Origin of the sequence: Streptomyces sp. NPDC059696 (assembly GCF_042733745.1) — a bacterium.
Taxonomy (GTDB): domain Bacteria; phylum Actinomycetota; class Actinomycetes; order Streptomycetales; family Streptomycetaceae; genus Streptomyces.
This window is the reverse complement of the sequence record NZ_JBHWFG010000013.1, coordinates 91,555-105,101: the sequence shown is the minus strand read 5'-3', so window position 1 is coordinate 105,101 and position 13,547 is coordinate 91,555. Positions and strand designations below refer to the sequence as shown.

Annotated in this window: 9 protein-coding genes and 1 tRNA gene; 8 read left to right on the top strand and 2 right to left on the bottom strand. The window is 72.9% G+C overall.

The window, feature by feature from the left end:
• Nucleotides 1-156 precede the first annotated feature (156 nt).
• The 6 genes from ACFV20_RS16690 (at nt 157) to ACFV20_RS16665 (ending at nt 5,625) form a co-directional block, all read left to right on the top strand.
• Nucleotides 157-1,797, top strand: coding sequence for an alpha/beta hydrolase (locus ACFV20_RS16690; protein ID WP_385657102.1), 1,641 nt, complete (start codon nt 157-159; stop codon nt 1,795-1,797).
• A 107-nt stretch (nt 1,798-1,904) separates the two neighbouring features.
• Nucleotides 1,905-1,981, top strand: a tRNA-Thr gene (locus ACFV20_RS16685).
• Between the two features lie 193 nt (nt 1,982-2,174).
• Nucleotides 2,175-4,340, top strand: a complete 2,166-nt coding sequence (locus ACFV20_RS16680; RefSeq protein ID WP_385657100.1) for a CHAT domain-containing protein — start codon at nt 2,175-2,177, stop codon at nt 4,338-4,340.
• Nucleotides 4,337-4,768, top strand: a complete 432-nt coding sequence (locus tag ACFV20_RS16675) for a hypothetical protein (RefSeq protein WP_385657098.1) — start codon at nt 4,337-4,339, stop codon at nt 4,766-4,768. Before ACFV20_RS16680 ends, ACFV20_RS16675 begins: the two co-directional genes overlap by 4 nt.
• Before the next feature lie 30 nt (nt 4,769-4,798).
• Nucleotides 4,799-5,227 (top strand): CD225/dispanin family protein, encoded by a 429-nt coding sequence (locus ACFV20_RS16670; RefSeq protein WP_385657095.1) that lies wholly within the window; start codon nt 4,799-4,801, stop codon nt 5,225-5,227.
• Nucleotides 5,218-5,625 carry a DUF2752 domain-containing protein gene (locus ACFV20_RS16665; RefSeq protein ID WP_385657094.1) on the top strand — a complete coding sequence of 136 codons (408 nt, stop codon included), beginning with the start codon at nt 5,218-5,220 and terminating at the stop codon, nt 5,623-5,625. The genes ACFV20_RS16670 and ACFV20_RS16665 overlap by 10 nt, the downstream gene beginning before the upstream one ends.
• A 44-nt stretch (nt 5,626-5,669) precedes the next feature.
• On the opposite strand, the gene ACFV20_RS16660 is transcribed toward ACFV20_RS16665, so the two are convergent.
• Complete coding sequence (locus ACFV20_RS16660) at nt 5,670-6,635, bottom strand: helix-turn-helix domain-containing protein (RefSeq protein WP_385657091.1); 966 nt, start codon at nt 6,633-6,635, stop codon at nt 5,670-5,672.
• A gap of 362 nt (nt 6,636-6,997) precedes the next feature.
• On the opposite strand from ACFV20_RS16660, the gene ACFV20_RS16655 reads away from it, so the two are divergent.
• On the top strand, nt 6,998-7,891 hold the full coding sequence (locus ACFV20_RS16655) for a glycosyltransferase family 2 protein (RefSeq protein WP_385657088.1): 894 nt from the start codon (nt 6,998-7,000) through the stop codon (nt 7,889-7,891).
• A gap of 481 nt (nt 7,892-8,372) precedes the next feature.
• Nucleotides 8,373-11,717 carry a BTAD domain-containing putative transcriptional regulator gene (locus ACFV20_RS16650; protein WP_385657273.1) on the top strand — a complete coding sequence of 1,115 codons (3,345 nt, stop codon included), beginning with the start codon at nt 8,373-8,375 and terminating at the stop codon, nt 11,715-11,717.
• 135 nt (nt 11,718-11,852) lie between these two features.
• On the opposite strand, the gene ACFV20_RS16645 is transcribed toward ACFV20_RS16650, so the two are convergent.
• Nucleotides 11,853-13,544 (bottom strand): bifunctional 3'-5' exonuclease/DNA polymerase, encoded by a 1,692-nt coding sequence (locus ACFV20_RS16645; RefSeq protein WP_385657086.1) that lies wholly within the window; start codon nt 13,542-13,544, stop codon nt 11,853-11,855.
• Nucleotides 13,545-13,547: the final 3 nt, after the last annotated feature.

Below are 13,547 nucleotides of genomic sequence, written 5' to 3'. Positions count from 1 at the left end.
GACCGGCACAGGGGACGGACACAGGGGACGGACAGCCGCCCAGACACGTGGGACGGACGGACAACCGGGACGGACACGCGGTTGACTCCGTAACTCGTACGAGGCACGACGCGCACGCTCGGCACCCGAACCGTCGCCCAGAGTTACGCTCGCTGAATGGACACACGGCGCACCCCCCGCTCCGCCTCCGCGTTTGCCTCCTCCTCCGGCTCCCGGGGTCTCCACCGCAGGCCACGCAGCCGGGCCAGGACCGCCGCCGGTCTCCTCGCCACGGCCGCGCTGCTCGTCTCCGCCTGCTCCTCCGGGAGCGCGACGACGTCCGCCGCCTCCGCCGCGCAGGAGGCGGCACTGGCCGCGCTGCCGCAGGCCACGCCCGCGGCGCTCGCGACGTACTACGGGCAGAAGCCGGCGTGGCGCACGTGCGGAGTCTCCGGTTTCGAGTGCGCCACCCTCAGGGCACCGCTCGACTACGCCGAGCCGTCCGCCGGCGATGTGCGGCTCGCCCTCACCCGCAAGAAGGCCACCGGCCCGGGCAAGAGGCTCGGCTCGCTGCTGGTGAACCCGGGCGGGCCGGGCGGCTCGGCGATCGGCTACGTGCAGGCGTACGCGGGCATCGGCTACCCGGCCGAGGTGCGTGCCCGCTACGACATGGTGGCGGTCGATCCGCGCGGCGTGGCGGGCAGCGAGCCCGTGGAGTGTCTGGACGGGCCCGGGATGGACAAGTACACGCGCACGGACGCCACCCCCGACGACGGGCGGGAGACGGACGGGCTGGTCACGGCGTACCGGACGTTCGCCGAGGGCTGCGGCGCGGACGCGCCCCGGCTGCTGCGCCACGTGTCCACCGTGGAGGCGGCCCGGGACATGGACATCGTGCGGGCCGCGCTCGGCGACCAGAAGCTGAACTACGTCGGGGCCTCGTACGGCACGTTCCTCGGGGCGACGTACGCCGGGCTGTTCCCGGACCGGGCGGGCCGGCTGGTGCTGGACGGAGCGATGGACCCGTCGCTGCCGGCCCGGCGGCTGAACCTGGAACAGACGGCGGGCTTCGAGACCGCGTTCCGGTCGTTCGCGAAGGACTGCGTACGCCAGGCCGACTGCCCGCTGGGCGGCAGGGGCACCTCGCCCGAGCGGGTGGGCGAGAACCTCAAGGCGTTCTTCGCGAAGCTGGACGCGCGGCCCGTCCCCACCGGTGACGCCGACGGCCGGACGCTCACCGAGTCGCTCGCCACGACCGGTGTGATCGCGGCCATGTACGACGAGGGTGCCTGGGAGCAGCTGCGCGAGGCGCTGACGTCCGCGATGAAGGAGAACGACGGCTCCGGCCTCCTCGTCCTGTCGGACGGCTACTACGAGCGGGACGCCGACGGCGCCTACAGCAACCTGATGTTCGCCAACGCGGCGGTGAACTGCCTGGACCTGCCGGCCGCCTTCGACACCCCCGACCAGGTGCGCAGCGCCCTGCCCGAGTTCCGCAAGGCTTCGCCGGTGTTCGGTGAGGGGCTCGCGTGGGCCGCTCTGAACTGTGCGTACTGGCCCGTGCAGGCCACGGGCGAGCCGCACCGCATCGAGGCGAAGGGCGCGGCGCCCATCGTCGTGGTCGGCACGACCCGGGACCCGGCCACCCCCTACCGCTGGGCCCAGGCCCTGGCCGGCCAGCTGTCCTCGGCGCGCCTGCTGACCTACGAGGGCGACGGCCACACCGCCTACGGCCGCGGCAGCTCCTGCATCGACCGGACGATCAACGCCTACCTGGTCCGCGGCACCCCGCCCACGGACGGAAAGCGCTGCTCATAGCCCTGTTCCCGGTGCCGGAGGGCCCACCGCCCGGGCTGGTACGGAGCACCCTCGGAAACTGTGTAGACTTAGCGTCGTTGCTGATCGCACCATAGTGCGGACAGCGCGCCGCCTTAGCTCAGATGGCCAGAGCAACGCACTCGTAATGCGTAGGTCTCGGGTTCGAATCCCGAAGGCGGCTCCAGTGAAACCCCCAGGCCGGATCTCTCCGGCCTGGGGGTTTCGTCGTTCCTTGCGTGTGGCGAGGGTGCCGTGCTCGTGCGCCGGATGCGTTCGCGGGCAAGGGCACGGCCGCCCTCGTGAACGCCGCATGTGGCCAAGTGGACGCACCGGGATATCGGGTGTGGACTGGAATTAGGGCGTCGGAGGTGGCAGCAATGGAAAGTCTGCCGTTTCGGATCAAAATTATTGAATCCGGCACCGACTGGTTCGTCGAGTGTTCATCGGAGTTCGGCGAAGCGAGCATGAGGGTCCCGCCGCCGTGCTCCGGGGAAAAAATGCAGTCCGCCCTGCAAGGTGTGCAGAATTCCTTGATCAGGTCGTACAGCCTGGGTATGGTGCGCGGTGCTTCGGCGCCGGAGAAATCGGTCCGCGAATTCGGCAAGTTGTTGACCGGGACAATTTTGCAGAATCAGATATTCGCGCAGTTCGACCGGTGCCGGATCCGTGCCAAGGAGCAGGGCAAGTCGCTGCGTGTCCTGCTGCGGCCGGACGGTCCGCAGGTCTCGCGCATTCCGTGGGAGTACATGATCGACCCGGCCGACCCGGCCAGCGCCGACTACCTCGCCCTTCGCGTGCCCATTGTGCGGGACCTGCGGCTCATGGACCCGATCTCACCGATGCCCCTGGCACTGCCGCTGCGGGTCCTGGGCATCTCGGCTCTGCCCGACGACCTTCCCCCGTTGCAGGCGCAGCAGGAGAGGGAGAGGATCGCCGAGGTCCTGCAACAGGACAGTTCCGAGAAAGTGGATGTGCACTGGCTGCCCGGAGACCGCTGGAAGGATCTCGCGAGAGCGCTGGGCAGGGACACGTGGCACGTGCTCCACTGCGTCTGCCACGGCGGTTTCGATGAGGAGGGTGACGAGGGATACATTCAACTGTCCGGCGACGACGGTGCGGCCATGCGATTCCATGCGCGCGATTTCCGCCGGCTGATCGAGCGGAGCCCGCAACTGCGGCTCGTGGTGCTGAACGCATGCGAATCCGCGGTGAGCGGATCACAGAATGTCTTCACGAGTACCGCCGCCTCACTCGTGGAAGCCGGGGTGCCGGCCGTGGTGGCGATGCAGTACGAGATCACCGACCGGGCCGCCTTCACCTTCGCCTCCGCCTTCTACGAGTGGATCGCCGAGGGAGTTCCGGTGGACCGGGCGGTGACCCTCGCCCGCGAAGAGGTGAAGGTGCGCCTGGGCAGTTTGGAGTGGGCCACCCCGGTGCTGTTCCTCGCGTCGGAGACGGCACAGATCTTCGCCAAGCAGCCCGCGCACCTGAAGCCCACGGACGAGCCACCGGCCAAGCCGCCGCCGGACGATCCGCGGACCGAGCCGGCGCCGCACGACGAGACCCCTCCTGCGCCGCACGCCGGGAACCCGCCGACGCCGCACGACGGCGCCCCGCCGGCACCGGCACCGGCGAAGTCCCGCCTGGTGGCCCAGACCGGCCCCTGCGGACACATGGCGCTCGGCCCCGCGAACCTCGCGGCCGTCGCCTGCGAGGACGGGGTCGTCAGGGTCTTCGACGCGGTGCGCGGAACACTGGCCGCCCAGTGCATGCCCGTGCAGCGCGAGGAGCCGGTGCGCCTGGCCTGGACTCCGTGGCGCCGTCACGTGGCGAGCCGGCACCAGGACGGCACCGTCGTCATCTGGGACCTCGAGAGCGAGATGCCCGCACGCGTCATCTCCGTCGGGGAGCCCGGTTCCGAACTCGCCTTCAGCTCGGACGGCCACTGGCTCGCACTGACCGTGGAGAATCGCGTCCACGTCTACGACCCGCGCGGCGCCCGCGTGCGGGACCTGGTCGTCGCTCCGCCGCAGGAGGCCGGGGCATGGCCGTCGGGTCAGGAGGACCCGCTCGGACCTCTCGCCTTCGCCCCCGGAGACCGATGCCTGGTCCTGGCCTGCGGGGACGGCGCCGTACGGCAGCTGAACGTCCACGGCATGGCCGTCATGACCTGGCGTCACCCCCAGCCCGTCCGGTCCCTCGCCGTCACGGAGGACCTCCTCGCCACCGGCTGTTCGGACGGCCGGGTGCGCCTGTGGTCCTGGGAGGGGCGGCTCCTGTGGCGTACACACCCCGGCCCCGCCGCACACCACCTGGCGTTCGCCGACGAACACACGGCGATGGCGATCGCCGACCAGAGCGGTGAGGTGGCCGTCCGCGACGCGCACTCCGGAGCCCCCTCGCTCGTGACGAGCCTGGCGAGCCGGCCCGTGGGGCTCGCGTTTCTCGAGGGCGACGAGGGACTCCTCACCGCCTGCCACGAGGGCTCGATCCAGTGCTGGGAGTTGCCGGACCGGCCGGCCGAGGAGGGAACCCGACCATGACAGTCCCCGCCGTAGAGATCCTCTGGCCTTCGTCCTTGCCCTCCGATCCGGCCGAAGAGGGACAGGAACTGCTGCGCGAGGCCGGAGTGGAGACCAGATGCATGCTGCTGCCGACCCGCCGGGGAGCGGCCGAGGTGGTGATGGTGCTGGTGATGACAGCGGTTCTGGACCCGTTCCTGCGCACCCTGTTCCAGAAGGTCGCCGAAGACGCGCACAAAGGGCTGAAGGCCTTCACCGACCGGCTGTTCGCATCGTCCGGACACGAGGCACCGGCACCGGAGGGTGTGGTCTTCGAGACACCCGCGGGTGGCCGGGTCACCTTCACCCCTGGCCTCCCGCCGGGCGCATACCAACAGGCCGTCGGGCTGGACGTCCGCGATCAGCGCTGGACCTGGGACTCACGGGCCGCCATGTGGGTCCCCAATTGAGACAGAGCACCCGGAAGGAGGGCGCACACCATGGCAGACAAACACCAAGTACCGCCATCCGGCCACGAGGACTGGGGCGATCGCACGATGTGGCAGGACGGTTCCGAGTCGGCGCACTCGGAACCCCACACCGGGGGATCGCAGCCGGAACAGCAGCAGTGGGCACAGAACGTCGCGCCGCACAGGCCGGTCCCCGAGTCCTACATGACGCCCGCCATCCTCGTCACACTCCTGTGCTTCCTGCCCACCGGGATCGCCGCCATCGTCTTCGCCTCACAGGTGTCGGCGAAGGCGACCGCGGGCGACTACGAAGGAGCCGCCCAGGCATCCCGCAATGCGCGGATCCTCATCCTCGTGAGCGTCGGCATCGCTGTCCTGTTCTGGTTGATCATCATCATCGCCGCCAGCACGTCCGGGGCCCACGCCGCCACCGAGTCCGTGCCCGCGCCATGGCCGTGAGGCGCGGCTCGGCGCGCCGGGGGGCCACGCTCGAAGCGTGGCTGGGCGCGCTCGTCCTGACGGCTGTCGTCGTCGCCACGGCATGTGCGGACCCCTCGCGGCCCGGCCCGTTCCCGTCCTGCCCGTTCCACGCCGTCACCGGACTGGACTGCCCCGGCTGCGGGAGCCTGCGCGCCCTGCACGAACTCACCCACGGTCAGGTGGTGGCCGCAGCGGACTACAACGCCCTGCTGCTGGTCTTTCTGCCGGTCGGCGTCTGGGTGTGGCTGCGCGTCGTCACCGGGAGGTCCCGGCAACGCGCACGACCGGTGTGGTGGGCCTGGGCCGTGCTCGGTGTGCTGCTCGTGTGGACCGTGCTCCGCAACCTTCCCGTCTTCGGTGGCGTACTGGCCTCCTGACCGACCCCGGGCCGGCCGGAAACCGGCCCGGGGTCGGTGCCTGTTCAGTGGCCGCTTTCCCGTTCGATCGGGAGCCAGAGTTCCGCGTCCGCCTCCGTGCCGGACGGGGACAGGCGGGTGCGGAGGATTTCCGGGCCGGGGCGGGTGCGGTAGGGGTTGGACGGGAACCACTCGGTGTACACGTCGTGCCAGAGTCGCTGGATGGCCTGCGGGGCGGGTCCCGAGGTGGTGAAGACCGCCCAGGTGCCCGGCGGGACCGGGAGGACGGTGGTGCCCTCAGGTGTCGGTGCCGGTGCCGGTGCCGGTGCCGGTGCCGGTGCGGCTGCGGATGCCGGTGCCGATGACTGTGCCTGTTCCTGGGCCGGTGGCTGAGATGCCGTCGGGGGCGAGGTGATCACCGCGTGGTAGTAGTCGAGTTCCGTGCCCTCCGCGCGGCTCGGATCGATGTCGTCGCACACGGCGACCAGGCCCTGCGGCTCCTGGTCGGACAGTTTCGCCAGCTGGTCCACGGCTGACTTGTCCAGGCCGCGGACGAAGTCGATGATCGCCTGGTTCGGGCCGGAGTGGATCAGGGGGATCCGGGTCTTGAAGCCCGTGACGGTGAAGGCCGGGCGGTCCAGGACGCGGTACTGCATGCTGCTGCTCCCTTCGACGGTGAGGCGGAAGGTCAACCGGGGCTGGGAGACGAGCGCGGCGCCGGTGCGCCGGGCCTCGCCCGGGCCCACGCCGTGCATCGCGCGGAACGCCCGCGCGAACGCCTCGCCCGAGCCGTAGCCGTAGCGGACTGCGATCTCCAGGAGCGTCGCCTCCCCGGACAGCACCTCCGCGCCCGCGACCGTCAGACGCCGCCGGCGGAGGTACTCCGACAGCGGCATGCCGGCCAGGGCGGAGAACATGCGGCGCAGGTGGTACTCCGAGGTGCACGCCGTACGCGCCAGATCCGCGACGTCGACGGTGTGGCCGAGGTCCTGTTCGATGCGGTCCATCGCCTGGTTGAGCCGGTCCAGCACGTCCGGTCTCCTTCCTTTCGTGCCGTCACGCTAGGCAGTGCCTGCCCTGCCGCACCCGACATCCTGTGCCCGTTCCGGTCGGGTGCCGTCTGCGCCGCAGAGGGGCGTGGCCGAACGGCGTGGCCGAACGGCGCGGCCGAAGAGAGCGGGCGAAACAGAGCGGGCGAAACAGAGCGGGCGAAACAGAGCGGTCGAACGGCGTGGTCGAACGGAGCAGTCGAACGGGGTGGTCGAACGGGGTGGTCGAACGGCCTGGGGAAACCGCCGTCCGGCAGGCGTCCTCACGGTGTCCCTACCGTGAACGGCTAGCATCGCCCGTCAATCAGTCAGTTGCCGACCACCGACCCGGATGAGGTGAGGACGTGGGGGCACCCAGGATCGCCGTCGCCGTCGTGACGATGGGCAACCGGCCCGACGAGGTGGACGCCCTGCTGGAGTCCGTGGCCAAGCAGGACGTGCCCCCCGAGCGGATCGTCGTCGTCGGCAACGGATGCCCGCTGCCCGACTTCGCCCAGCGGCTGTCGCTGCCCGGCGAGGTCACCACCGTCGAACTCGACGAGAACCTCGGCTGCCCCGGCGGGCGCAACGCGGCCCTGGAACAGCTGCGGGAGTTCGGCGACGTCGACGTCGTGGTGGATCTGGACGACGACGGTCTGCTCGTCGACCCCGATGTGCTGCGCCGCGTGCGGGATCTGTACGCCGCCGACGAGCGGCTCGGCATCGTCGGCTTCCGGATCGCCGACGAGCTCGGCCAGACGCAGCAGCGGCACGTCCCCCGGATCGGCAACTCCGATCCCCGCCGCGGCGGTTACGTCACCGGCTTCCTCGGGGGCGGGCACGCCCTGCGGATGACGATGCTCGACGAGATCGGCGACTGGCCCGCCGAGTTCTTCTTCGCGCACGAGGAGACCGACCTCGCCTGGCGCGCCGTGGATGCCGGGTGGCGGATCCTGTACGCGCCGGAGTTGCTGCTGCGGCATCCCAAGACCTCGCCCGCCCGGCACGCCATCTACTACCGGGTGAACGCCCGCAACCGGGTCTGGCTGGCCCGCCGTCGGCTGCCGCTCCCGCTCGTCCCCGTCCACCTGGGCGTCTGGGTGCTGCTCACCCTCGCCCGGAACCGGTCCGGTGCCGGGCTGCGCGCGTGGTTCGGCGGTTTCGTGGAAGGCGTACGGGAGCCCGCGGGGGAGCGGCGGCCCATGCGGTGGCGGACGGTGTGGCGGCTCACCCGGCTGGGGCGGCCGCCTGTCATCTGAGACGTACGGGCGTCTCGCGGTGCGGCGGGCCGTGGTCTGCGGGCCGTGGAGTGCGGGCCGTGGAGTGCGGGCCGTGGTCTGCGGGCCGTGGTGTGCGGGCCGTGGTCTGCGGGCCGTGGTGTGCGGGCCATGGTGCGGACCGCCGAGGAGAGGGAGAGGGCCCCGGCCGTTCACCTCCGCCGACCGGGACCCGGACCCGGCCGCGGCGGCGACACTCCCCCGAGTTGCGCGTCCAGACGCGCGCGCCGCCGGGCCAGATCCGATGTAGTGATCACATCAGGCTTTGCCAACGGATCGCTAACATATGGCCAACGCCTCGCCGTTGCGTCATCCGGCGATTGGCCGGAAGTCGCCGAACCAAGATCAAGGACGGCCAGTACACCGGCTGATCGCGGCGCGGCAGGTGAGAGCCAGATGGCGGGAACACGCCGTCCGGGGGTCGAAACTCGTCAAGGCGGTGCACGGGGGTAGTGGCACGATGATGCGGTTCGGGCTGCTGGGGCCGCCGGTGCTGTTCCACGACGGGCAGGACGGCTCCCGGCGTGAGGCCACGGCCGTCGCCAGCCCCAAGTCCCGAGCGCTGCTGGTTGCGTTGCTCCTCGACGCCGGGCGGGTCGTCTCCGTGGAGGCGCTCAAGGACGTGCTGTGGAGCGAGGCGCCGCCCGTTTCCGCCCAGGCCTCGCTGCACAATCACATCGCCCGACTGCGGCGGTTGCTCGACGATCCCCGACGGCTGCGCACCGTACCGTCCGGGTACGTGCTGCGGCTCGACGAGGGTGAGCTGGACGTCCACGTCTTCGACGGCCATGTCGCCGCCGCGCGGACCGCGCACGCCGGCCGGGACTGGGAGCGGGTCGTGCGCGAATCCGCGGCCGCGCTCGCGCTGTGGCGGGGCGCGCCGCTCGCCGGGCTGCCGCCCGAGGTCGGCGGGTACGCCTTCGCGCAGCGGCTGTGCGAGGCCCGGCTGCTGCTCCTGGAGTGGCGCCACGACGCCGAGCTGGCCCTGGGCGGTCCGCGGCTGCAGGAGCTGGTGCCGGAGCTGGTGGCACTGACCGGGGCGTATCCGCTGCGCGAGGTGTACCACCGCCAGCTGATGCTCGCCCTGCACCGCACCGGCCGCCCGGCCGAGGCCCTGGCCGTCCACCGGGACCTGCGCGCCCGCCTCGTCGGCCAACTCGGCATCGAACCGGGGGCGGGGGTACGGGAGGCACACCTGGAGGTGCTGCGGGGGGCTCTGGGAGACGCGGGTGCGGGGGAGGGGCCGGGGGACGGCGAAGGGCTGCCGCCCGGTCGGGCAGGCGGCGCGTTCACCGGCCCGGCCGACGGTGGTTCGAGCGGTACGCTCCGGGGCGGGTCCGCCGACCAGGCCGGCGGAGGACCGCCCCGCCCGGTCGGCAGCTCTTCGACCGGCCCGGCCGACAGCGCTTCCACCGGTCCGGCCGACGGTGTGCCTATCCGTCCGGCCGACGGTGTGCCTACCCGTCCGGCCGGCGGTGTTCCCACCGGTCCGGCCGACGGTGTGCCTACCGGCCCGGCCGGCAGCTCTTCGACCAGTGCGGCCGACGTGATGCCGACCCGTTCGCTCAAGGCGGTCCGCAGGCTCTCGCACAGCGAAACGAGTGTGACGACGCCGGTGCCCGCTCCCGCTCAACTTCCGCCGCCTCCATCACCTTTCATCGGCCGCGACACCGTCCGCGACGCCCTGCACCGCGTGCTCACCGCACCCGCTGCCCACCGCGTCGCCGTCATCAGCGGCATGGCCGGTGTCGGCAAGAGCGCGCTCGCCCTGTGCGTCGGCCACCAGTTGGCGGAACGTTTCCCCGACGGGCAGCTCCACCTCGACCTGCACGGCACCACCCCGGGCATGGCTCCTCTCACCCCTGCTCAGGCGCTCACCTCCCTGCTGCGCGACCTCGGCGTCGAGCCCTGCCGCATCCCGGAACAGCCGGACGCCGCAGCCGCGTTGCTGCGGTCACTGCTCGCACCGGCCCGCACCCTGCTCGTGCTGGACGACGCCGCGAGCGCCGCGCAGGTACGGCCGCTGCTGCCGGGCGGCGCCGGATGCGCGGTGATCGTCACCAGCCGTTCACCGCTGACCGCCCTCGACGGCGCGGCCCGCTTCCCGCTCGCCCCGCTGTCGGACGAGGAGAGCGCCGAACTCCTGCGCAGCGCCTCGGGCCGGGAGGGCCTGGACGGCACGGACGCCGCCCGGCTCCTCGTCGCACTCACCGGCCGGCTCCCGCTGGCCCTGCGGGTCGTCGCCGCGCGGCTCGCCGCCCGTAGGGCCCTGACCCCCGAGACGCTGGCCGGTCAGCTCGCCGCCGCCGAGGGGCGGTTGCGTCACCTGGAGTACGACGACCTGAGCGTGGGCCGCTCCCTGGCCGTCGCCTACGACGCGCTCGCGGGCTCCGAGCGCGAGGCCGACCGGGACGCGGCCCGCACCCTGCGTGCCATCGGCGCGCTCGACCTGCCCACGTACGGCGCTCGCCTTCTCGCCCGTCTCACCGGCCTCGGCGAACCCCGCACCGAGGCCGCCCTGGACCGTCTCCTCGACGTGGCCCTGCTGGAGGAGACGACGTACGGCCGCTACGCGCCCCACGGCCTGGTGCGTGACGTCGCCCGCGAGCGGGCCGGAGAGCACGGCGCCCTCGCCACCGCCGACGCCGGTGCCGTGGACCTCGCCGACACGGCGCTGCACTGGTACGCCGCCGTCGCCGAGCGCGTCCTCGGCGCGATCGTGGAACCCGGCCTCGACCGGGAGGACCGGCTCCGGCCCACCGCGAGTCAGCCCACCGGCCACGCGGCCCACGTCGCCACCGTCACGCCCTTCGCAGGCCCGGAGGAGGCCTTCGCCTGGGCGGACGGCGAGCTGGAGAACGTCGTCGCCCTGGTCGAGCGGCACGCGGACGCCCCCTCGGAGCGTCGCGCGGGCCTGGTCTGCGCGCTCGTCCGGCTGATCTCCCCGTACGCGCACCGCCGGGGCCGCCTCGCCGAGATGGAGGTCCTCGGGCAGGCCGGACTCCGGGTCGCCCGGCGGCTCGGGGACACGGCGGCGGAGGCGTACGCCCTGGTCGACCTCGGCGGGCTGCACTTCCTGACCGGCCGGCACAGTGACGCCCTGGCCCTCAACGACCGCGCACTCACCCTCTGGCGGCGGCTGGGCCACACCTCGTGGATCCGCCGCTGCCTGAACAACCGGGGCCTGCTGCTGGACGGGCTCGGACGGCGCACGGAGGCGGGCGAGGCGCTGACGCGGAGCCTTCAGTACGCGCGGCGGCTGAACGACCCCTACGGCGAGGCCATCACCCACAGCCACCTCGGCAACCTCGTCGAGCCCACCGACCCCCGGGCGGCCATCGAGCAGCACCGGCGTTCGCTCGCCCTCGGGGACGAGATCGGAGCCGTCATCGTGCGGCACGCCGCGCACCGCAACATCGGGTACGCCCATCTGCGGCTGGGGCAACCGGCCGACGCCGTACCGCACTTCGAGGAGAGCCTGCGCATCCTCGGCGGGCACGGCGACTGGTACGGCGAGTCCCGGACCCGGCTCGGCCTGGTCCGCGCCCTGCGTCTGCTGGGGTGCGGCCGACGGGCCGCCCGCGAGTGCGCCGAGCTGCTCGGCCGGGCCGAAGCCCGCGACGACCGCCACACCGCCGGACTCGCCCGCCACCAGCACGGGCTGCTGCTGCGGGAGCGGGGGGCGGCCGGTGCGGCGCACGAGGAGTGGGACTCGGCGCTCGCGGCCCTGGAGGGGACGGACGAGTGGGCGGTGATCACGGAGCTGCGCCAACTCCTGGCATCCCCGGACCGTTCAGTGGGCGACTGATCACCTGACGTCTCGCGTAGCCCCGGCCTGATCGCGTGGCGTTCACGCGGGTCTGCGGGTCGATCACTCGGCGTCCGCGCACGCACTCCCCGGGCAGGGGTCAGCCGCAGGGCGACGCGGCCGGCCCTGTGCTGATCACTTGGCGTCCGCGTAGCACTCCACCACCGCCGTCGTGAACGGGAACCGCACCGGTGTCTCCCCGAAGGTCAGCCGTCCGGCCAGGTCCGCCGCCTCGCGGATGGCCGCCACGACCGTCTCGGCCTCCTCCTCGGGGCAGTGCACGATCACCTCGTCGTGCTGGAAGAAGACCAGTTCGGCCGCGAGCTCCGCGCAGGTCCGGCGCAGCGCGGCGAGCAGCAGCAACGCCCAGTCGGCGGCGCTGCCCTGGACGACGAAGTTGCGGGCGAAACGGCCCCGGGCACGGGCGTTGGTGGAGGCGTAGCCCGGCACCCAGGCGGCGCCGTCCTCGGGCTGGTCCGGGTCGGCGGGCGGGATGCCGGCCTCCTCGGTCGCGTCGTCCGTCCCCCGGGCGGCGGGCGGGCAGGTCCTGCCGAGCCAGGTCCGTACGAGCCGGCCCTCCTCTCCGGCCCGGGCCGCGTCGTCGACGTACGCCACGGCGCGGGGGAAGCGGCGTCTGAGGGCGGCGAGGTTCTTCAGGCCGTCACCGGAGGTCTGGCCGTAGACCGCGCCGAGCACGGCGAGTTTGGCCTGGGCGCGGTCGCCGGAGAAGGCGCGGTCGGACACGGACTGGTACAGGTCGGTCTCCCGCCCGGCCACCTCCATCAGGCCGGGGTCGCGGGAGATGGCGGCGAGGACGCGCGGTTCCATCTGGTCGGCGTCGGCGACGACCAGCCGCCAGCCGGGGTCGGCGACCACGGCCCGCCGGATCACCTTGGGGATCTGCAGGCCGCCCCCGCCGTTGGTCACCCAGCGGCCGGTCACCGTCCCGCCCGCGAGGAACTCGGGTCGGAAGCGGCCCTCGCGGACCCAGTCCTGGAGCCAGGACCAGCCGTGGGCGACCCAGATGCGGTACAACCTCTTGTACTCCAGCAGGGGTTTCACGGCCGGGTGGTCGACCGTCCCGATCTCCCACTTGCGGGTCGAGGCGACCTTGATGCCGGCCCGCGCGAAGGCCTTGACCACGTCGGCGGGCAGGTCGGGGCGGACCCGGTGGCCGAACGCGGCGGAGACCTCCTCGGCCAGCTCGGCCAGCCGGCGCGGCTCACCGCCGCCCGCGTACCGCTCGCCCAGCAGGTCGTGCAGCAGCGCGCGGTGCACCTCGGCGCTCCAGGGCAGCCCGGACCGGTTCATCTCGGCCGCCACCAGCATGCCCGCGGACTCGGCGGCCGTCAGCAGCCGCATGCGATCGGGGTGCTCGGCGCTCGCGTGCCGCCGCTGCTGCTCGGCGTAGACCGTGAGGAGGTCGGACAGGGGGAGGCGGACGCCCTGCGGCTCGAACAGGGAGGACTGGGCGCCCGGCTGAGCCGACCGCTGCGGCGGGTCGGGCGGTACGGGGCCGCCGCGCAGCCGGGCCAGGGCGGCCGCGGCCGAGCGTGGTTCCCCGTACCGCCCCTCGTGGCCGAGGAGGAGCGTCTCGGCGGCCTCGATGTCGTAGCACCGCTCGACTCGCACCCCCGTGGCGAGCAGTCGCGGGTAGACCTCGGCGGTGGACCGCCACACCCACCGCGTGACGCCGGGACGGCTCCGCACGGCCTCGGCGGGAGCGGACTCCCGCCGCACCGGGCCGCAGGGCAGCCCGTCCGGGCCGAGGGGGGCGACGTCCACGCCACCGTCCTCGGCCGGTGCGAGCGCCCACCGGTCGGCCATGCG

Excerpts from the sequence above, each read along its gene's own strand:
- ACFV20_RS16690 (WP_385657102.1), top strand. The coding sequence starts at position 157 with ATGGACACACGGCGCACCCCCCGCTCCGCCTCCGCGTTTGCCTCCTCC.
- ACFV20_RS16680 (WP_385657100.1), top strand. The coding sequence starts at position 2,175 with ATGGAAAGTCTGCCGTTTCGGATCAAAATTATTGAATCCGGCACCGAC.
- ACFV20_RS16675 (WP_385657098.1), top strand. The coding sequence starts at position 4,337 with ATGACAGTCCCCGCCGTAGAGATCCTCTGGCCTTCGTCCTTGCCCTCC.
- ACFV20_RS16670 (WP_385657095.1), top strand. The coding sequence starts at position 4,799 with ATGGCAGACAAACACCAAGTACCGCCATCCGGCCACGAGGACTGGGGC.
- ACFV20_RS16665 (WP_385657094.1), top strand. The coding sequence starts at position 5,218 with ATGGCCGTGAGGCGCGGCTCGGCGCGCCGGGGGGCCACGCTCGAAGCG.
- ACFV20_RS16650 (WP_385657273.1), top strand. The coding sequence starts at position 8,373 with ATGCGGTTCGGGCTGCTGGGGCCGCCGGTGCTGTTCCACGACGGGCAG.
- ACFV20_RS16645 (WP_385657086.1), bottom strand. The coding sequence starts at position 13,544 with ATGGCCGACCGGTGGGCGCTCGCACCGGCCGAGGACGGTGGCGTGGAC.